Origin of the sequence: Tatumella sp. JGM94 (assembly GCF_018257595.1) — a bacterium.
In the GTDB taxonomy this organism is placed as follows: domain Bacteria; phylum Pseudomonadota; class Gammaproteobacteria; order Enterobacterales; family Enterobacteriaceae; genus Tatumella; species Tatumella punctata.
Genome location: NZ_JAERJN010000002.1, coordinates 148,740 through 167,389, shown reverse-complemented (window position 1 = coordinate 167,389; position 18,650 = coordinate 148,740). Strand labels below are relative to the sequence as shown.

General features: G+C 50.4%; 15 protein-coding genes. 4 read left to right on the top strand and 11 right to left on the bottom strand.

All coding sequences use genetic code 11. The annotated features are described in order from the left end of the window. Window positions 1-4: 4 nt before the first annotated feature. The 9 genes from nuoI to JK216_RS02435 form a co-directional block, all read right to left on the bottom strand. A complete protein-coding gene (gene nuoI, locus JK216_RS02475) occupies window positions 5-547 on the bottom strand; it encodes an NADH-quinone oxidoreductase subunit NuoI (RefSeq protein ID WP_212707216.1) in 543 nt (180 codons plus the stop codon). 11 nt (window positions 548-558) lie between these two features. Beyond that, a complete protein-coding gene (gene nuoH / locus JK216_RS02470) occupies window positions 559-1,536 on the bottom strand; it encodes an NADH-quinone oxidoreductase subunit NuoH (RefSeq protein WP_212707217.1) in 978 nt (325 codons plus the stop codon). Beyond that, window positions 1,533-4,256: an NADH-quinone oxidoreductase subunit NuoG gene (gene nuoG / locus JK216_RS02465; RefSeq protein ID WP_212707218.1), complete on the bottom strand. Its 2,724-nt coding sequence runs from the start codon at window positions 4,254-4,256 to the stop codon at window positions 1,533-1,535. Before nuoG ends, nuoH begins: the two co-directional genes overlap by 4 nt. A 113-nt stretch (window positions 4,257-4,369) precedes the next feature. Then, window positions 4,370-5,716: an NADH-quinone oxidoreductase subunit NuoF gene (gene nuoF / locus JK216_RS02460; RefSeq protein WP_212707219.1), complete on the bottom strand. Its 1,347-nt coding sequence runs from the start codon at window positions 5,714-5,716 to the stop codon at window positions 4,370-4,372. Continuing rightward, a complete protein-coding gene (gene nuoE, locus JK216_RS02455) occupies window positions 5,713-6,228 on the bottom strand; it encodes an NADH-quinone oxidoreductase subunit NuoE (protein ID WP_212707280.1) in 516 nt (171 codons plus the stop codon). Before nuoE ends, nuoF begins: the two co-directional genes overlap by 4 nt. A 2-nt stretch (window positions 6,229-6,230) precedes the next feature. Continuing rightward, window positions 6,231-8,030, bottom strand: coding sequence for an NADH-quinone oxidoreductase subunit C/D (nuoC, locus tag JK216_RS02450; protein WP_212707220.1), 1,800 nt, complete (start codon window positions 8,028-8,030; stop codon window positions 6,231-6,233). Between the two features lie 115 nt (window positions 8,031-8,145). After that, the gene (locus JK216_RS02445; protein ID WP_212707221.1) at window positions 8,146-8,826 is read right to left on the bottom strand and encodes an NADH-quinone oxidoreductase subunit B; all 681 of its coding nucleotides are present in this window, start codon (window positions 8,824-8,826) and stop codon (window positions 8,146-8,148) included. Between the two features lie 15 nt (window positions 8,827-8,841). Beyond that, window positions 8,842-9,282 (bottom strand): NADH-quinone oxidoreductase subunit A, encoded by a 441-nt coding sequence (locus tag JK216_RS02440; RefSeq protein ID WP_212707222.1) that lies wholly within the window; start codon window positions 9,280-9,282, stop codon window positions 8,842-8,844. A 486-nt stretch (window positions 9,283-9,768) separates the two neighbouring features. Further along, a complete protein-coding gene (locus tag JK216_RS02435) occupies window positions 9,769-10,728 on the bottom strand; it encodes a LysR family transcriptional regulator (protein ID WP_212707223.1) in 960 nt (319 codons plus the stop codon). A 922-nt stretch (window positions 10,729-11,650) separates the two neighbouring features. Between JK216_RS02435 and JK216_RS02430 the strand changes: the two genes are divergently transcribed. After that, window positions 11,651-12,868 (top strand): pyridoxal phosphate-dependent aminotransferase, encoded by a 1,218-nt coding sequence (locus tag JK216_RS02430; RefSeq protein WP_212707224.1) that lies wholly within the window; start codon window positions 11,651-11,653, stop codon window positions 12,866-12,868. A 152-nt stretch (window positions 12,869-13,020) separates the two neighbouring features. Beyond that, window positions 13,021-13,626 carry a 5'-deoxynucleotidase gene (gene yfbR, locus JK216_RS02425; RefSeq protein WP_212707225.1) on the top strand — a complete coding sequence of 202 codons (606 nt, stop codon included), beginning with the start codon at window positions 13,021-13,023 and terminating at the stop codon, window positions 13,624-13,626. 68 nt (window positions 13,627-13,694) lie between these two features. On the opposite strand, the gene yfbV is transcribed toward yfbR, so the two are convergent. Further along, window positions 13,695-14,144 carry a terminus macrodomain insulation protein YfbV gene (yfbV, locus tag JK216_RS02420; RefSeq protein WP_212707226.1) on the bottom strand — a complete coding sequence of 150 codons (450 nt, stop codon included), beginning with the start codon at window positions 14,142-14,144 and terminating at the stop codon, window positions 13,695-13,697. A 297-nt stretch (window positions 14,145-14,441) separates the two neighbouring features. Between yfbV and JK216_RS02415 the strand changes: the two genes are divergently transcribed. Continuing rightward, window positions 14,442-15,644, top strand: a complete 1,203-nt coding sequence (locus JK216_RS02415) for an acetate kinase (protein WP_212707227.1) — start codon at window positions 14,442-14,444, stop codon at window positions 15,642-15,644. A gap of 73 nt (window positions 15,645-15,717) precedes the next feature. After that, window positions 15,718-17,868 (top strand): phosphate acetyltransferase, encoded by a 2,151-nt coding sequence (pta, locus tag JK216_RS02410; RefSeq protein WP_212711232.1) that lies wholly within the window; start codon window positions 15,718-15,720, stop codon window positions 17,866-17,868. 71 nt (window positions 17,869-17,939) lie between these two features. Here pta and yfcD read toward each other — a convergent pair whose 3' ends face one another. Further along, window positions 17,940-18,485: an NUDIX hydrolase YfcD gene (gene yfcD / locus JK216_RS02405; RefSeq protein WP_212707229.1), complete on the bottom strand. Its 546-nt coding sequence runs from the start codon at window positions 18,483-18,485 to the stop codon at window positions 17,940-17,942. Between the last annotated feature and the right edge of the window lie 165 nt (window positions 18,486-18,650).

The window sequence follows — 18,650 nt, the reverse complement described above, 5'->3', positions numbered from 1 at the left end:
CTCCTTAGGGTAATAAGCCTTTAACGTCGATAGGTTTGGCTTCGTTTTCGGCAGAACCTTTATCCTTACCGTCGATAGCCATACCGGCCATACGGTAAAAATTATATTCCGGATATTTGCCGGGGCCTGAAATCAGCAGATCACCTTTTTCATACACCAAGTCCTGACGTTTAAATTCACCCAGTTCAAAATCAGGTGTCAGCTGAATCGCAGTAGTCGGGCAGGCTTCTTCACATAATCCGCAGAAAATACAACGCGAAAAATTGATGCGAAAAAACTCCGGATACCAGCGTCCGTCACTCATTTCCGCTTTTTGTAAAGAGATACACCCGACCGGACAGGCTACAGCACAGAGGTTACAGGCCACACAACGTTCCTGGCCGTCAGGGTCGCGGGTCAGCACAATCCGCCCGCGATAGCGCGGCGGCAGATAGACCGGCTCTTCCGGATACATCTGGGTTTCGCGCTTAGCAAAGGCGTGCATTCCGATCATCCAGATACTGCGCACCTGTGTCGCAAATCCCACCACAATATCTTTTAATGTCATGGTGTAGCTCCTTATTGCGCGTTGTACAGAATCACTGCTGCGGTAGCCAGCAGGTTCAACAGCGTCAACGGCAAACATACTTTCCAGCCGAACGACATCACCTGGTCATAACGCGGACGCGGCAGCGCAGCGCGGATCAGAATAAACATCATCATAAAAAATGCCGTTTTGAGGGCAAACCAGATAAATGGCGGTAACCAGGGACCTAACCAGCCGCCAAAGAACAGTGTGACAATCAGTGCCGATACTGTGGTAATAGCCACATATTCACCGACAAAGAACAGACCGAATTTCATCCCCGCATATTCAATGTGATAACCATCCGCCAGCTCCTGCTCAGCCTCTGGCTGGTCAAACGGATGACGGTGACAGACCGCAACGCCGGCAATACAGAAGGTCAAAAAGCCAAAGAATTGCGGAATGATATTCCACAGATGAGTCTGACTGACGATAATATCGGTCATATTGAACGAGCCCGCCTGTGCGACGACCCCCATCAGGGACAGCCCGAGGAAGACTTCATAACTGAGCGTCTGGGCCGAAGCACGCATCGCCCCCAGCAGTGAGTATTTGTTATTACTCGACCAGCCAGCAAACAACACCGCATACACCGCCAGCCCTGCCATCATCAGGAAAAACAACAATCCGATATTCAGATCGCTGACCATCCAGTCCGGAGAGACCGGGACAATGGCAAACGCCAGCAGTAAGGCGACAAAGGCAATGACCGGTGCAAGGGTAAAAATAGCCCGATCAGTAAAAGGCGGAACCCAGTCCTCTTTAAAGAACATTTTGATCATATCTGCAGCCAGCTGCAGTGAGCCCCCCCAGCCGACACGGTTTGGCCCGTAACGGTTCTGGAATAACCCCAGCAGGCGGCGTTCGGCAAAACTCATCAAGGCGCCACAGGCCACAACCACCAGCAGGATAACTATTGCCTTCACTATTTGGATCAGTACCGCGATGACTTCAGGAGTAAACCAACTCATTGTGCTGCCTCCTGCAGTTTTTCAATAGTGGCACCGGACAGGAACAGAGGAACCCCCGGCATTCCCAGCGGCAAGCCTGCCTGACCGGCAGGTAACGTCGCTGAAAAACGGACCGGCAGGCGGAGGGTTTCACCGGCGCATTGCAGTTCCAGCCATGTGCCGCGGGTGATACCCAGCTTTTCCGCCTCCCCCTGATTCAGAACCACACAGGCTTCAGTCATACGTTCACGGAACACCGCCGAGCGCTGTGACAGCTCTTCACTGCCAAATAAGCGATACAGAGGGGCTACCTGCCATTGACCACGGATCACCGGGGCTGGCAGCGGCGGCATAAACCACTCCAGTTGTCCGGCAGAAGGTTCGATTAACCGGACCCCGGGGTCGCCATGACGTAAATGCCCGCCGACCTCATCCTGGAATTTATTCCACGCCTGAGGTGAATTCCAGCCGGGTGCCCAGGCGAACGGCACCTGAGAACGCGGTGCGGAAGGCTGGTTATTCCCTTCCATGGAGAAGGCGAACATCGTATCAATATCCTGCGGCTGCCGCGGTTCATGCACACTGATATTGGCGCGCATGGCCGTACGCCCGCTATAACGATGAGGTGAGCGGGCCAGTTTCTGCCCGCGGATACGAAAGGCTGCGTCCGGAGCGGCATCTTTAATCGCCGCCAGCTGAGGCTGTGCAGCAATCACTGAGTCAATAACATGATCCAGCTGTGACCAGTCAATTTTCCGGCTTTCCAGCGCCACATGCAGCGAATGCAGCCAGCGCCAGCTTTCGGTAATTTGTACCGAATTATCGTAGAATGCAGGGTCAAATACCTGGAAGAAACGTTGTGCACGCCCTTCCTGGCTGACAACGGTCCCGTCAGCTTCGGCAAAAGTTGCCGCAGGCAGTACGAAACTGGCTTTATCCAGGGTTCTGGTCTGCTGGTGATCCGCCACTATGACCTGCTGGCAACGTGCCAGCGCCGCATCCACCAGTGATGCCGGAGCATGGCGATAGAGGTCATTCTCAAGGACTACAACCGTATCAGCGTCCCCCTGGTGCAGCCTATCCAGTACCGGCTCAAGCGGCTGACCACCGAGCATCGCCAGCCCGAGGCTGTTAGCCTGAGGCAACAGGAGAGTGATACCCACATCTGATCCGCGGTTTTTCAGTGCTCTGGCCACATTGGCCGCGGCATCGATTATTGCCTGGCTGCCGGAGTGAGTGCCGGAAATAATCAGCGGTTTCTTCGCACCACTCAGTGCCTGCACAATCACATCCAGTTTGCCCTCCAGAGAGGCGTCCATCTCTCCGGCCGCCGGTGCCGAGCTGTCGATGGCATGGGCAATCGCAAAGCCAAGCCGGGCCTGATCTTCCACCGCTGCCCGATAGCTCCAGGCAGCAATATCATCCAGCCGGGTTTCCTCGGTATGGGTTAAAAATAGCGGATGTTTCGCATGCTGGCCGATATTGAGGATCGCCGCAATCTGCCAGTCAGCCACTTTCTGGGCCGCTGCCATTTCACGCGCTTTTCCTTTCAGGGCCTGACGTACGGATAAGGCTACCCGCGCCCCTACCTGGGTCAGGTCTTCTCCCAGTACCAGTACGGCATCATAAGATTCGATATCCCGTAAGGACGGCGTGTTGATACCGCCATCACGCAGCACCTGCAGAACCCGCATCACATTATTATGTTCACTGCTGGCCATTCCGGTCGAAAAGTTTTCTGCTCCGACCAGTTGCTGTAACGCAAAGTTACTTTCTATACTGGCGCGTCCGGAGCCGATACCAATGACCTTTTTCCCCTGACGTATTATATCGGCAGCCGCATTAATCACCTGTTCTGAACTCAGGGTAACCCAGTCACTGCCGTGCCGCTGGCGAGGATGACGGGGACGGTCATCACGGTTTACATACCCGTAGCCAAACCGGCCACGGTCACACAGGAAATAGTGGTTAACACTGCCGTTAAAACGGTTTTCGATACGTCGCAATTCACCATAACGCTCACCGGGGCTGATATTACAGCCGACGCTGCACTGCTGACAGATGCTGGGAGCGAACTGCATATCCCATTTACGGTTGTAGCGTTCGGAATGAGTTTTGTCGGTAAACACGCCGGTCGGGCAGACTTCTGTCAGGTTACCTGAAAATTCGCTTTCGAGGGTGCCATCCTGCGGCCGGCCAAAGTAGACATTGTCGTGGGCACCATAGACCCCGAGGTCGGTACCACCCGCATAATCTTTGTAATAACGGACGCAACGATAGCAGGCAATACAGCGGTTCATCTCATGAGAGATAAAAGGCCCGAGATCCTGGTTACGATGGGTGCGTTTGGTGAAACGATAACGCCGGAAACTGTGTCCGGTCATCACCGTCATGTCCTGCAGATGACAATTCCCCCCTTCTTCACAGACAGGACAATCATGGGGATGATTGGTCATCAGCCATTCAACCACACTTTCACGAAACTCTTTCGCTTCGGCATCTTCCACCGAAATAAAAGTGCCGTCAGAGGCCGGGGTCATACAGGACATCACCAGACGTCCACGGGTATCTTCGGCATTCTGGTATTGCTTTACCGCACACTGACGGCAGGCACCTACACTGCCCAGCGCCGGATGCCAGCAAAAATAAGGAATATCCAGCCCGAGAGAAAGACAAGCCTGTAACAGATTGTCAGCCCCGTTTACTTCATATTCTTTACCGTCTACATGAATAGTAGCCATAGTGAACATGCTTCCGTAAGGCTCGTGCCGGCACGAGCGTTAAACATAATACTTATAATTTATCGTGGTGAATCAGGCGCCAGGCTCCCCTGACCGCGGGGAGGCTACCTGACTTACCATCGTGATTTCAGCAGGTTAGGCTGAATACCCTTCACAGGACGGATATTGCCGAATACCTGGGGTGCAATACCCGCTTCAAACTCATCACGGAAATATTTAATCGCACTCTGCAATGGCTCTACGGCACCAGGCGCATGGGCGCAGAACGTTTTGCCCGGGCCTAGCTGGCGACAGAGTTGTTGCAGCGTTTCAATATCCCCCGGCTGCCCTTTTCCCTGTTCCAGAGCGCGAAGAATTTTGACACTCCACGGCAGGCCATCACGGCACGGGGTACACCAGCCACAGGACTCGCGGGCAAAAAACTCTTCAAGATTACGGACCAGGGAAACCATATTAATTTCATGATCAACCGCCATCGCCAGCGCGGTCCCCAAACGGCTGCCGGCTTTACCAATACTGGCAAACTCCATCGGTAAATCGAGATGCGCATCAGTCAGAAAGTCGGTGCCTGCACCGCCGGGTTGCCAGGCTTTAAACTGCAGCCCGTCACGCATTCCTCCGGCATAGTCCTCAAGAATTTCACGGGCAGTAATCCCGAAAGGCAGTTCCCAGACACCGGGGTTTTTCACCCGTCCGGAAAACCCCATCATTTTGGTCCCGGCATCATCACTGCCGGAAATCCCTTTGTACCAGTCCACCCCGTTGGCAATAATGGCCGGCACATTTGACAGGGTTTCAACATTATTCACACAGGTCGGTTTACCCCACACACCAGCGGATGCCGGGAACGGTGGTTTGGAGCGCGGGTTAGCCCGGCGGCCTTCCAGTGAGTTAATCAGAGCGGTTTCTTCACCACAGATATAGCGCCCGGCGCCCGTATGAACGATCAATTCAAAGTTAAAACCGGTCCCAAGGATATTTTTTCCCAGCAGGCCCGCCGCGGTCGCTTCATCTATTGCCCGTCGCAGGTGCGCGGCCGCTTCAATATACTCACCGCGCAGGAAGATATAGCCGCGGTAGGCTTTCAGAGCAAATGCCCCAATCAGCATCCCTTCCACCAGCTGGTGTGGCATCTGTTCCATTAGCAGGCGGTCTTTATAGGTGCCGGGCTCCATCTCATCCGCATTGCATAACAGATAACGGATATTCATGGATTCATCTTTAGGCATCAGGCTCCATTTCAGGCCGGTGGAGAAACCAGCCCCGCCACGGCCTTTCAGCCCGGAGTCCTTGATTTGTGCCACAATGTCATCCGGCGACAAACTCTGAAGTGCTTTTACAGCACCGGCATAGCCATTTTTACTGCGGTACTCTTCCAGCCACACGGGTTGCTTATCATCCCGCATCCGCCAGGTCAGAGGATGGGTTTCCGCAGTACGAATGATTGTTTTAACGGTCATTGATACTGCTCCAGTAAAGTGGCAATTGCTTCCGGTGTCAGATGGACATGCGTCTGCTCGTTGACCATCATGACCGGCCCCTTATCACAGTTTCCCAGACAACAGGTAGGTAACAGCGTGAAGCGCCCGTCGGCGGTGGTCTGTCCCGGTTTAATATTCAGGGTGTGTTCCAGTGCCGTCTGTATCCCCTGGTAGCCGGTAATATGACAGACCACGCTGTCACAGTAGCGGATAACATACCGGCCGACCGGCTGGCGATAAATCTGGCTGTAAAAGGTGGCGACCCCTTCGACATCACTGGCCGGAATACCGAGCACACCGGCAATCGCATCAATCGCCCCGTCGGGAACCCAGCCGCGATGTTTCTGGACAATTTTCAGAGCTTCTATCGACGCGGCGCGGGCATCTTCGTAATGATGCTTTTCGTGTTCAATGGCCTGATGTTCTTCTGCGCTCAGCACAAAAGTTTCTGCAGGGTCTATCGTTTTAACGGCTATTTGCTGGTTATTCATCATTAGCGGTCCACGTCAGACATAACAAAATCAATACTGCCAAGATAGACAATCAGATCTGATACCAGGCTGCCACGGATCACCGAAGGGATCTGCTGTAAATGCGGAAAGCTCGGCGTTCTGACCCTGGTCCGGTAACTCATGGTGCTGCCATCACTTGTCAGGTAATAACTGTTGATACCTTTGGTCGCTTCAATCATCTGGAACGATTCATTAGCAGGCATCACAGGACCCCAGGAAACCTGCAGGAAGTGGGTAATCAGCGTTTCGATATGCTGCAATGTGCGCTCTTTCGGCGGTGGTGTTGTCAGAGGATGATCCGCTTTAAACGGACCCGCCGGCATATTTTTCAGACATTGTTCAAGAATACGCAGTGACTGCCACATCTCTTCCATCTTCAGCATCACGCGGCTGTAAGCATCGCTGACGCCCCCGCCGACCGGAATGTCAAACTCAAAGTTTTCATAACCGGAATACGGGCGCCATTTACGGACATCAAAATCCAGCCCGGTGGCACGTAATGCGGCCCCGGTAGTTCCCCAGGCCAGGGCTTCCTGCTGGTTATAGGCGGCGACTCCCCGCGAGCGGCCAACCAGCACACTATTACGCAATGCGGCTTTGTCATATTCTTTGAGCCGTTTTGGCATCCAGTCGAGAAAGTCACGCAGTAACCGTTCCCAGCCGTTAGGAAGATCATGAGCAACGCCACCAATACGGAACCAGGCAGGATGCATCCGGAATCCGGTGATCGCTTCCACCACATCATAAATTTTTTGCCGGTCAGTGAAGGCAAAGAATACCGGGGTCATCGCCCCCACATCCTGAATAAACGTCGAGATATAAAGCAGATGGCTGTTGATACGGAACAGCTCAGAAAGCATCACACGGATCACATTGACCCGATCGGGAACAGTGATCCCCGCCAGCTTTTCGACAGCCAGTACATAAGGCATTTCATTAACACAGCCGCCGAGATACTCAATCCGGTCCGTGTAGGGAATATAGCTATGCCATGACTGGCGCTCTGCCATTTTTTCAGCACCACGATGGTGGTAACCAATGTCCGGCACACAATCGACAATTTCTTCACCATCCAGCTGCAGAATGATCCGGAAGGCACCATGGGCTGACGGATGGTTAGGGCCGAGGTTGAGGAACATAAAATCTTCACTGGCCGTACCGCGCTTCATGCCCCAGGCATCGGGATTAAATGTCAGAGCCTCCATTTCCAAATCTTCTTTCGCTTTGGTCAGGGAAAAAGGATCAAACTCCGTGGCACGGGCCGGATAGTCTTTACGTAACGGATGACCACTCCAGGTATCAGGCATCATGATACGGGTCAGGTGCGGGTGTCCGCGGAACGTAATGCCAAACATTTCCCAGGTTTCCCGTTCATACCAGTTGGCATTGGGAAAAATTGTGGTCAGAGTCGGCAAATACAGATCGCTTTCCGCTAACGCTACCTTGATCACAATATCGCGGTTACGATCAATCGATAACAGATGATAGAAAACAGAAAAGTCAGCAGCAGGCAGCCCCTGACGGTGGGTACGCAGCCGTTCATCTGTTCCATGCAAATCGTAAAGCATGACATAGGGTTTAGGCAGTGCGCGTAAGAAGGTGATTACTTCCGGTAACTGTTCACGCGGAACCCAGACCACCGGATGCCCGGTACGGGTTGGCTGAACAGTAAAGGCCTCAGGGCCAAAACGATTACGCAGTTCACCGATAACAGGATCATCAAGATGATCTCTGGTTTGCCAGGCGGGCAGAACGGAGTCTTGCGTGTTCAAATCAGTCATACGATATTCACCATTCCGGCCTGTATTCAGGCACTTATAAGATGACATCAGGATGGCGGCCGGCGGGATGATGGTTCAGATGACGCCGGGATACACTCATCCCTGAATAACCGGCTTAGATTTCATCCGGGGTGCGTAAAGTTGTCACAGCAATACGTTCGCCACGTTTTCGTTCACGCTCTGAAGGCATATTGGCCCGGTAGACCCCCTGATCCCCGACCACCCAGGAGAGTGGCCGGCGTTCTTTACCGATCGATTCCTGCAACAACAACAGGGCCTGCATATAGGCTTCAGGACGAGGCGGGCAGCCGGGGATGTACACATCCACCGGCAGGAACTTATCAACGCCCTGCACAACAGAATAGATATCGTACATACCGCCAGAGTTGGCACAGGCTCCCATTGAGATAACCCATTTTGGCTCGAGCATCTGGTCATAGAGACGCTGTATTACCGGGGCCATTTTGGTAAACGGTGTCCCGGCAATCACCATAAAATCAGCCTGACGGGGAGAGGCACGCATCACTTCGGCGCCAAAACGTGCTACATCATGGACAGCAGTAAAAGAAGTGGTCATTTCAACATAGCAGCAGGAAAGACCGAAATTATAAGGCCATAGAGAGTTTTTTCTGCCCCAGTTAACCATGTCATGCAGCGCATGCTCCAGCTTGCCCATATACACACTGCGGTGTACATGCTGTTCCAGCGGATCGCTCACAATCTCCTGTTTTTGCAGGGGATAACGATCATTATTCCCGCTGCCTTCAGGGTCTATGCGGGTCAGCGTATAGTCCATTCTAATGCCTCACTGTTACTGCTTTTGAGAAGGGATATCACTACGTCCGGAATCTGTGGTGACGCGACGACGGGCAGGTGCCCAGTCCAGCGCACCGATACGTGCCAGATACACCAGACCCGCCAGTAATACCAAAATAAAGATCGCCGCTTCGGCAAAGCCTATCCAGCCGCTTTCGCGCACAGAAACTGACCATGCGTAAAGAAACAGCGCTTCAACATCGAAAATGACGAAGAACATCGCCACCAGGTAGAATTTTGCAGACAAGCGCAGCTGGGTATTACCGACCGCGTCGATACCCGACTCGAAAGGTGTATTTTTGTATCTTGCTTTTGCCCTGCCCCCGAGTAACCAGCCCCCGGTTAACATGAAAGCACAGAGCCCGAAAGCAATAATGACAAATACAACGAAAGCCCAATGATGTGCGATTACTTCAGTGGTTGTTGACATACTCATGCTTACTCATCAAACGTAGATCCGGAAGCCAGCTGACGCTTAACGCCCGTCACCACAATCATTCAAAGGAAGGGTTAACCTTATAAAAATCTGCTGCACCTATGGTACCCACAGTATAATTATGGTTTATCTACCCTCTACAGTAACCTTTTGTCAACACTGACAATTATAATTAAAGACTAATTCACAAAACACACATATTATTAACAAACAGTGCGACTTCGTCCAGCTAAATCGCTTCAGTCATGGTTGCTCATAGGGCGAACTGTTTAATTTAGCAACGATGTCCTTATAGTCTGGCAGGTCTTTTTCAATTTACCCCGGAAAGGATGAATTATTTTTTGATCGAGAGCAGAATTCAGAGAAGGATGAATAAAAAACAGCCAGATTGCGGGTTTTTATTCAAGTTTTTGCGGGTGACGGCAATAAAAAACCCGCCACAGAGATGACGGGTTTTAATAATCAGTAACGCTAACGGCTGTTCCGCTAGTGATCTTCACTATTTCCCGGGATGACATCCGTCAGATCTTCATCCTCTTCTGGCAGAGTCTCGTTATCTTCAGATAACGGATGTGACGGATCAGCCAGCGGCTGTAATACGGTAAAGACCGACCGCAACAGTTCGTTATCATTATCTTGCTGACGACACACCAGATACTGGGTATCCGGCAGAGCAGGCAGTCCTTCCGCATTGCCCAGCACTCTGACTTCCGGGCCGATCATTTCGGCCGGACGTGCTGTTGCTCCCAGGCCTGATTTTACCGCGACTTTCACCGCAGACAGAGAGGTCGCCACGTAGGAAATACGCCATGGCGTTCCATTACGATTAAGATTTTCGATGGCCATTTCACGATAAGGGTTAGACTCATCCTGTAAAACCAACGGCAAGGCTTCACCGTGCCGGAAAGCATAATCTGCGGCACAAAACCACAATGTCGGAGAAGTACGCAGTACCTGGCTGATAACGCCATCACCGGCTGAAGTGCTCAGCACGATATCAACCTCTTTTCTCTCCAGCAGCTCAAACACAGTGGCCGACGGGGTAATACGGATATCAATCGTCAGTTTCGGATATAACGTGGTAATACGGTTAAGCACATAAGGAAGCAAGGTCTCGGCCGTGTCCTCAGTCACACCGATAGTCAATACTCCCTGCACATTGCTGTACATCAGCGATGCACAGGCTTCATCGTTAAAACGTAAAATTTTACGGGCATAGCCAAGTAACTGAATACCGTGCTCTGTCAGTAATTTATTACGCCCGTGTCGTGCAAACAGTTCTTTTCCGACCAGTTGCTCAAGCCGCTGCATTTGCTGGCTGACAGCTGACTGAGTACGGCACACAGCCGCGGCGGCGGCGGCAAACGTATTCAGATCCGCTACTGCGACAAATGTTCTTAGCAGGTCGAGATCCAGATTCATAATTGGAGGATTAGTATTTGTCATATTTTTTAGTCACTTATAAGATTTTTATTACTTACTGCCCTGGTATTACTTCAAAACCTGCCTGCCGGCAGGATACAAATCGGGGTGAGTATTTCCAAAAAAGGGTCCATCGGCAATAAGCGCAGACAGAAAAGCGGCCCTGTTTCAGAAAGTTCTCATTAACACAATTATTTCTATGTTGCGTGAAAGAAGACATTTTCTCCGGAAATGTTTCACGCTTCTGCTGAATATTTATCCTGACCAGAAAATGGCAGGTCGTAAAATTTATTGCAGATTTTAATCGCATTAAATTTATTAATAATACTTAATCATTTTTAACCGGGAATTGGAATTTTTTTTATATAAAAGTACATAATTTTTGACCTGCTTCATATTCAGAGAGCGGTATTTACCACTGACATCATCCCGGCGAGAAAGATAACCGAAAATAGTTGAGCAAAAAACCCTATCCTGCTGTTTTTTATATGTAATATAACATCATCAATATAAATAAAATCAGGACAATCATTAAAATTTAACAGAATTATCTTAATTAACTATTGATTTGAAATGCTGTTTGCTAATTTTCTTATCTATACAATAAAAATGGAACCGATTACATAAATAAACAATTAATCTGTCCTTACTAATAATTTACAGTTTTATCTTTACCTTCGGTTAACTGTTCATCTTTTACACGGTAAATTTCAATCAGATAGCCTGAAAGCAACAACCAGAATAAAATTCTATGTTTATAGAGATTACTGGTTAATTAATCTGGTTTTATTATATTTTACATTATATGATAATATTAAAATTACTGATGAGCTGAACAAATCCCCAAAAGATGCCTTTACCCTTCTTTTAGCACCATCAGAAGAGTACATTTATAGTGTTGACTCACAGGGCAGACACATGGACTCTGCCATCCAAGGCGATTGTAATGACTTATAAAATTGAAAAATCTGCGAAGCTTGAGAACGTTTGTTACGACATACGCGGTCCGGTACTGAAAGAGGCTAAACGCCTTGAGGAAGAAGGTAATAAAGTACTCAAACTCAACATCGGCAATCCGGCACCGTTCGGGTTTGAAGCGCCGGATGAAATTCTGGTGGATGTGATTAAACATCTGCCGACCTCCCAGGGATACTGTGATTCAAAAGGACTCTACTCCGCCCGCAAAGCCATTATGCAGCACTATCAGAAACGGGGTATGCGTGATGTCACTGTTGAAGATATCTATATCGGTAACGGTGTTTCAGAGCTGATCGTGCAATCTATGCAGGCGTTACTGAACACCGGTGACGAAATGCTGGTACCGGCACCTGACTACCCGCTATGGACAGCGTCGGTCTCCTTATCCAGCGGTAAAGCGGTACATTATCTCTGTGACGAATCTGCTGGCTGGTTCCCTGACCTGGACGACATTCGGGCCAGGATCACTCCGCGGACCCGCGGGATTGTTATTATTAACCCGAATAACCCGACAGGTGCGGTGTACAGCAAAGAACTATTGCTGGAAATTGTGGCTATCGCCCGTGAACATAACCTGATTATCTTTGCCGACGAGATTTACGATAAAATTCTTTATGATGAAGCCCGGCACCAGTCTATTGCCGCTCTGGCTCCGGACTTACTGACTGTCACCTTTAACGGATTGTCCAAAACTTACCGTGTGGCCGGTTTCAGACAAGGCTGGATGGTGCTGAATGGCCCGAAAAAACATGCCAAAGGCTATATCGAAGGCCTTGAAATGCTGGCCTCTATGCGTCTGTGTGCCAACGTACCGGCGCAACATGCGATCCAGACCGCATTAGGGGGTTATCAGAGTATCAGCGAGTTTATTACTCCCGGCGGGCGTCTTTACCAGCAACGGGACCGTGCCTGGGAACTGATTAACGAAATTCCCGGTGTCAGCTGTGTAAAACCACAGGGCGCATTATATATGTTCCCGCGTATCGACCCGAAAAAATTCAATCTGCACGATGACCAGAAAATGGTACTGGATTTTCTGTTACAGGAAAAAGTCCTGCTGGTTCAGGGCAGCGCGTTTAACTGGCCATGGCCTGACCATGTCAGGATTGTCACACTGCCACGTGTTGATGACCTCGAAATGGCTATCGGTAAATTCGGCCGGTTCCTGGAACACTACCACCAGTAATCAGCGGCATCCGACCTGCCCGGATCAGCAGATTCCGGGCATTTTTATTATCCTGAATTCCGTATTTCACCCGCTCCGGTTTCCCGCCTGTCATTATCCGCTGCTATTATTGATGCCACTCACGACGAGAACGGCAGGTAAGGAGTTTGTGTATGAAGTTACAAAGTACGTTTATGGCATGGATCACCCGCATGCCACTGATCAAACGCTGGGCATTAATGCATTGTTTTCAGGAAGAGAATGTCGCTGAGCATAGTCATCAGGTAGCTGTGATTGCCCATTTACTGACTGTCATCGGTAATACCCGTTATGGAAATACTCTCAATCCTGATCGTGCTGCAGTCATCGCCTTATATCATGAAGTCTCCGAAACCAAGCTTCAGGATATCAACTCCAAGACCAAGTACCATAACCCCCGTTTCACGGAGGCATTTAAACAGCTGGAAACTCTGGCCGAGCAGGAGTGTATTGAGACCTTACCCGAAGACTTGCGGGCAAGTTTCTCGGGGCTGATCATTCAGAATGATGTCGATCCGCAATACAAAGCTATCGTCAAAGCGGCAGATATTTTATCCGCTTATATCAAAGCATTAAACGAGTTACGCTTTCATAACGATGAGTTTCAGCATGTCAAAGAAGGACTGGAAGAACGTATCGGCCAACTACGCCATGAGATGCCGGAAGTGAACGATTTTATGGCAGTATTCTGTGCCAGCTGTACCACTACCCTCGATAAAATCTCGGAGCACTATCGCTAGCCGATACCCCGGATATCATTTTGTCCCGCAGGGTTATTGCCTGCGGGCAGAGAGGAACAGGGTATCAGTCAGAGTTCATCAAGAAAGGTTTTATCCAGCTGGTTAAAAGCCCGCTTAAGCACATCCGCCAGAGACTGGTACGTCGGAGAACCTTCCGGCATAGCCGTTGCCTGGCCCGCATGGGCCAGTTTTTCCCGTAACGAATGATACCACTGTAATAATGACGGCGGCAGAGGCTTAACCGAGCGTTTGCCCATCCACCATAATCCCTGCAACGGCAGACTGCAGGCAAATAGCGCGCTGGCTACCGCAGGACCTAATTGTGCATGTAACGCAATTTGCCAGCACAGGGTGAATATCGCCAGCGGTGGCATAAACCGGATACCAAACCGTATCGCCTTACCGATGCGGTGTTCAGGGAATACCGGCCTCAGACGCTTATCATCAGGCCAGGTTTTCATATAGTGCTGACCGCGTTGTAATATACCAAACCAGCTTACATTGCCTGAATTACTCATCACGGAACCTCAACTATATCAATAAAACATCAAAAAAATTTTAAAACAGTCACTAATCAGGTGAAATTTAACATCGCTTTAAATACCATAGGCTTTTTTACAGCAGATCATCCCCGGTGCCGCTCGCAAAAAATCATCGCTGCACATTCAAAAAAAAATGCAGAAATTACAGTTTTTTTTGAGTATGGACAATATTTTGCTCCGGCCGGGTATTTATTCTAACCCCGTCAGCATTCATGGGTTACATTAACGTCTGATGGCGCTGTTCATCGCCACTTTAAACAAATAGGTGCTTCCATGTCGAGTAAGTTAGTCCTGGTCCTCAACTGCGGCAGTTCTTCCCTGAAGTTTGCTATCATAAACCCTGAAAACGGTGATGAATATCTTTCCGGACTGGCAGAATGCTTTAATTTGCCGGAAGCACGGATAAAATGGACTCAGGAAAGCGGTAAACAGGAAGCATCTCTTGGCGCTTATGCAGCCCACAGTCAGGCACTTGATTTTATCGTCAGTAATATCCTTCGCCAGCAACCGCTGCTGTCAGAACAGATTGTTGCTATCGGGCACCGGGTAGTACATGGTGGTGAGCGCCTGACCCAGTCAGTGATTATTGATCAACACGTGATTGCAGAAATCCGTAATGCGTCCGGCTTTGCGCCATTGCATAATCCGGCACATCTGATTGGCATCGAAGAAGCATTAAAAAACTTCCCGCATCTGTCGGACAAAAATGTCGCGGTATTTGATACAGCATTCCACCAGACTATGCCCGAAGAAGCTTATCTTTATGCCCTGCCTTACCCGTTATATACCCAACATGGGATACGTCGCTATGGTGCCCATGGCACCAGTCACTATTATGTATCACGTGAAGCCGCAAAGATCCTGGAAATCCCGGCAGAGTCGCTGAATGTTATTACCTGCCACCTGGGGAACGGGGCTTCAGTGGCGGCAATCCGTAATGGTGAATGCGTTGATACGTCCATGGGGTTAACGCCGCTGGAAGGACTGGTCATGGGAACCCGTAGTGGTGATCTTGACCCGGCAATTATCTTCTTCCTGCATGATAATCTGGGGATGACAACCGACCAGATTAACCACATGCTGACCAAAGAATCCGGGCTGCTGGGGCTGACGGAAGCCACTAATGATTTCCGTTATGTGGAAGAAAATTACCTGACGGAAGACAATGCGCGCCGGGCAATGGATGTGTTCTGTCATCGTCTGGCAAAATATATCGCCTCCTACACTTCATTAATGGATGGCCGGTTAGATGCCGTCGTCTTTACCGGAGGAATTGGTGAAAATGCCGCCAGAGTGCGTGAACTGACCCTGAAAAGACTGGCATTACTGAATCTGGATGTTGATCATGACAGCAACCTTGCTGCCCGTTTCGGACAATCCGGATTTATCAATAAACCCGGCACCCGGCCGGTGCTGGTGATCCCGACAAATGAAGAACTGGTGATTGCCCGGGATGCCGCAAGGCTCACCGCCTGAATTTATTATCTCACCGTCAGCTCAGGCTGACGGTGTTGTTTTTAAGACCCGACAAAATGAAGAGAGGTCGATAGTGTCCCGCACAATTATGCTTATCCCCACCGGCACCAGTGTCGGTCTGACCAGTGTCAGCCTTGGCGTACTTCGCGCTATGGAACGTAAAGGGATGCGCCTCAGCATCTTTAAACCTATCGCACAGCCCCGTTCAAATAGCGATGCGGAAGACCATACCACCGCAATTATCCGCCATAATTCAACCATCCCTGCCGCCGAACCGTTCCGCATGTCTTACGTGGAAAACCTGCTGGGCTCAAACCAGCAGGATGTGCTGATGGAAGAGATTATCGCCCGCTATCATGAGAACGCCGGTGATGCAGAGGTGGTACTGGTGGAAGGGCTGGTTCCGACCCGCAAGCACGAATTTGCCAATGCACTGAATTACGAAATTGCCCGTACTCTGAATGCTGAGATTATTTTCGTCATGTCACCCGGTAACGATTCAGCTGCGCAATTTAAAGAACGGATTGAGATCGTTCAGGGCAGTTTCGGCGGAAAAAAAAATAAAAATATTTCAGGCATCATTATCAATAAGCTGAATGCACCGATCGATGATCAGGGCCGGACACGTCCTGATCTGTCAGAAATTTTCGAAGATTCAACCGAAGCCGGCGTTGCCAGCCTGGAAGGCGAACAGTTTCGTGAAATCAGTCCGTTGCCGGTCTTAGGCTGTATTCCCTGGAGTTTTGACCTGATAGCGACCCGGGCTATCGATATGTGCCGTCATCTGAATGCGCGGATCGTCAATCAGGGTGACATCCGCACCCGGCGGATAAAATCAGTGACCTTCTGTGCCCGCAGTCTTCCGCATATGCTGGAACTGTTCCGGCCGGGATCTCTGCTGGTCACCTCAGCTGACCGGCCGGACGTACTGGTATCAGCATGTCTGGCTGCGATGAACGGTGTGGAAATTGGTGCCATTCTGCTGACCGGGGGATATGATATTGACCTGCCGATCCTCGATCTCTGTTCGCGGGCGATGCAAACCGGTCTGCCTGTGTTTACGGTCAACACCAACACCTGGCAGACATCGCTCAACCTGCAAAGTTTTAACCTGGAAGTGCCGGTGGATGATACCCAGCGTATCGAAAAAATACAGGAATATGTGGCCAGCCATATCAGCAGTCACTGGGTTGATTCACTGGGCGAAACATCGGTACGAAACCGCCTGCTCTCACCTCCTGCCTTCCGTTATCAGTTAACTGAACTGGCTCGTCAGGCGGCTAAACGTATTGTGCTGCCTGAGGGGGATGAGCCCAGAACGGTGAAGGCTGCTGCCATCTGTGCTGCCAGGGGTATCGCGACCTGTGTGCTGCTCGGTAATCCGGATGAAATACACCGTGTCGCCGCAGCCCAGGGCGTCAGCCTCGGTCAGGGTATCGAAGTGATCGATCCGCTACAGGTACGGGAAAAATATGTGCCGAGGCTGGTTGAGTTGCGCAGGAATAAAGGGATGACCGAAATTGTCGCCCGCGAGCAACTGGAAGATAATGTGGTCCTCGGAACCCTGATGCTGGAACAGAACGAAGTCGACGGGCTGGTTTCGGGGGCTGTTCATACCACCGCTAACACTATCCGTCCGCCATTACAGCTGATTAAAACAGCGCCTAACAGTTCACTGGTATCATCGGTGTTCTTTATGTTGCTACCGGAACAGGTACTGGTTTACGGTGACTGTGCGATTAACCCGGACCCGACGGCAGAGCAACTGGCAGAAATTGCGATTCAGTCAGCAGACTCAGCCCGTGCCTTTGGTATTGATCCGAAAGTCGCCATGATCTCTTACTCCACCGGAAATTCCGGGGCCGGCAGTGATGTGGAAAAAGTCAGGGAAGCTACTCGTCTGGCCAGAGAAAAACGGCCTGATTTAATTATCGACGGTCCTTTGCAATATGATGCCGCCATTATGGAAGATGTGGCGAAGTCCAAAGCCCCGGATTCCGTGGTCGCAGGCCGGGCAACGGTGTTTGTCTTCCCGGACCTGAATACAGGTAACACCACCTATAAAGCAGTACAGCGCTCTGCAAATCTGATCTCTATCGGGCCGATGTTACAAGGCATGCGTAAACCGGTGAATGACCTGTCACGCGGAGCACTGGTCGACGATATTGTCTACACCATTGCGTTAACCGCGATTCAGTCAAAACAGGCTGAAAATAATCACTAATCTCCGGATACAGACAGGCGGGCATTGATGCCCGCCTGTCTGTTATTTATGCCGGCTAAATACCATAAAGATTATGGCTGCAGCTCGTTAGAAGCGCGACGGCCTTCGTTATTACGGCTCATCCATAAAGATAACGCCTTCAGAGAATCATCGGTGAATTCGTCACAACGAACGGTAATTTCTTCAGGTGTCATCCAGAAAATTTCAGCCACTTCTGTTTCCTGCATGGCAAAAGGCCCGCGGCAAACACAACTGAATAATGATCCCCAGACACGGCAATGCTCATCTTCAAAGTAGAATTTACCGTGTTCGGCAAAAGGAACCGCCGCAATTCCTAGTTCTTCTTCAGCCTCGCGGCGCGCTGATGCCAGCACATCTTCTCCGGACTGAACGACACCACCGGCAGTCGCATCCAGCTTACCTGGCATAAAGTCTTTAATTTCGGTCCGGCGCTGAACCAGTATCCGCCCCATTCCGTCATGCACCACGATATAGGTTGCCCGGTGACGGAGACACTCGGCACGCATTTGCACGCGACTGGTTGTTGTGACAACGTTATCGTCTTCACTCACGATATCAACCTGCTCAATACCGTTTTCAGAAATTTGCTCCACCATCCGTAACCCTTTTATCCAGCTGATACTCACTGTACTAATATTATCAGACAATTATTACAATGAACCAAAAGTCAGTATGAAATATTACTCTGTCACGGCACGCTGGCTGATTTTTCCGCAACCTCACCGGAAAAAACGCACGTTCAGCCCCCTTTGCCGGTTGCC

What these genes read in the sequence shown, in the direction of transcription:
- yfbV (WP_212707226.1), bottom strand. Translation starts at nt 14,144, where the DNA reads ATGAGTAATTCAGGCAATGTAAGCTGGTTTGGTATATTACAACGCGGT.
- nuoG (WP_212707218.1), bottom strand. Translation starts at nt 4,256, where the DNA reads ATGGCTACTATTCATGTAGACGGTAAAGAATATGAAGTAAACGGGGCT.
- nuoI (WP_212707216.1), bottom strand. Translation starts at nt 547, where the DNA reads ATGACATTAAAAGATATTGTGGTGGGATTTGCGACACAGGTGCGCAGT.
- nuoC (WP_212707220.1), bottom strand. Translation starts at nt 8,030, where the DNA reads ATGACTGATTTGAACACGCAAGACTCCGTTCTGCCCGCCTGGCAAACC.
- JK216_RS02435 (WP_212707223.1), bottom strand. Translation starts at nt 10,728, where the DNA reads ATGACAAATACTAATCCTCCAATTATGAATCTGGATCTCGACCTGCTA.
- nuoE (WP_212707280.1), bottom strand. Translation starts at nt 6,228, where the DNA reads ATGAATAACCAGCAAATAGCCGTTAAAACGATAGACCCTGCAGAAACT.
- yfcD (WP_212707229.1), bottom strand. Translation starts at nt 18,485, where the DNA reads ATGGTGGAGCAAATTTCTGAAAACGGTATTGAGCAGGTTGATATCGTG.
- yfbR (WP_212707225.1), top strand. Translation starts at nt 13,021, where the DNA reads ATGAAGTTACAAAGTACGTTTATGGCATGGATCACCCGCATGCCACTG.
- JK216_RS02430 (WP_212707224.1), top strand. Translation starts at nt 11,651, where the DNA reads ATGACTTATAAAATTGAAAAATCTGCGAAGCTTGAGAACGTTTGTTAC.
- JK216_RS02440 (WP_212707222.1), bottom strand. Translation starts at nt 9,282, where the DNA reads ATGAGTATGTCAACAACCACTGAAGTAATCGCACATCATTGGGCTTTC.
- JK216_RS02445 (WP_212707221.1), bottom strand. Translation starts at nt 8,826, where the DNA reads ATGGACTATACGCTGACCCGCATAGACCCTGAAGGCAGCGGGAATAAT.
- nuoF (WP_212707219.1), bottom strand. Translation starts at nt 5,716, where the DNA reads ATGACCGTTAAAACAATCATTCGTACTGCGGAAACCCATCCTCTGACC.
- JK216_RS02415 (WP_212707227.1), top strand. Translation starts at nt 14,442, where the DNA reads ATGTCGAGTAAGTTAGTCCTGGTCCTCAACTGCGGCAGTTCTTCCCTG.
- nuoH (WP_212707217.1), bottom strand. Translation starts at nt 1,536, where the DNA reads ATGAGTTGGTTTACTCCTGAAGTCATCGCGGTACTGATCCAAATAGTG.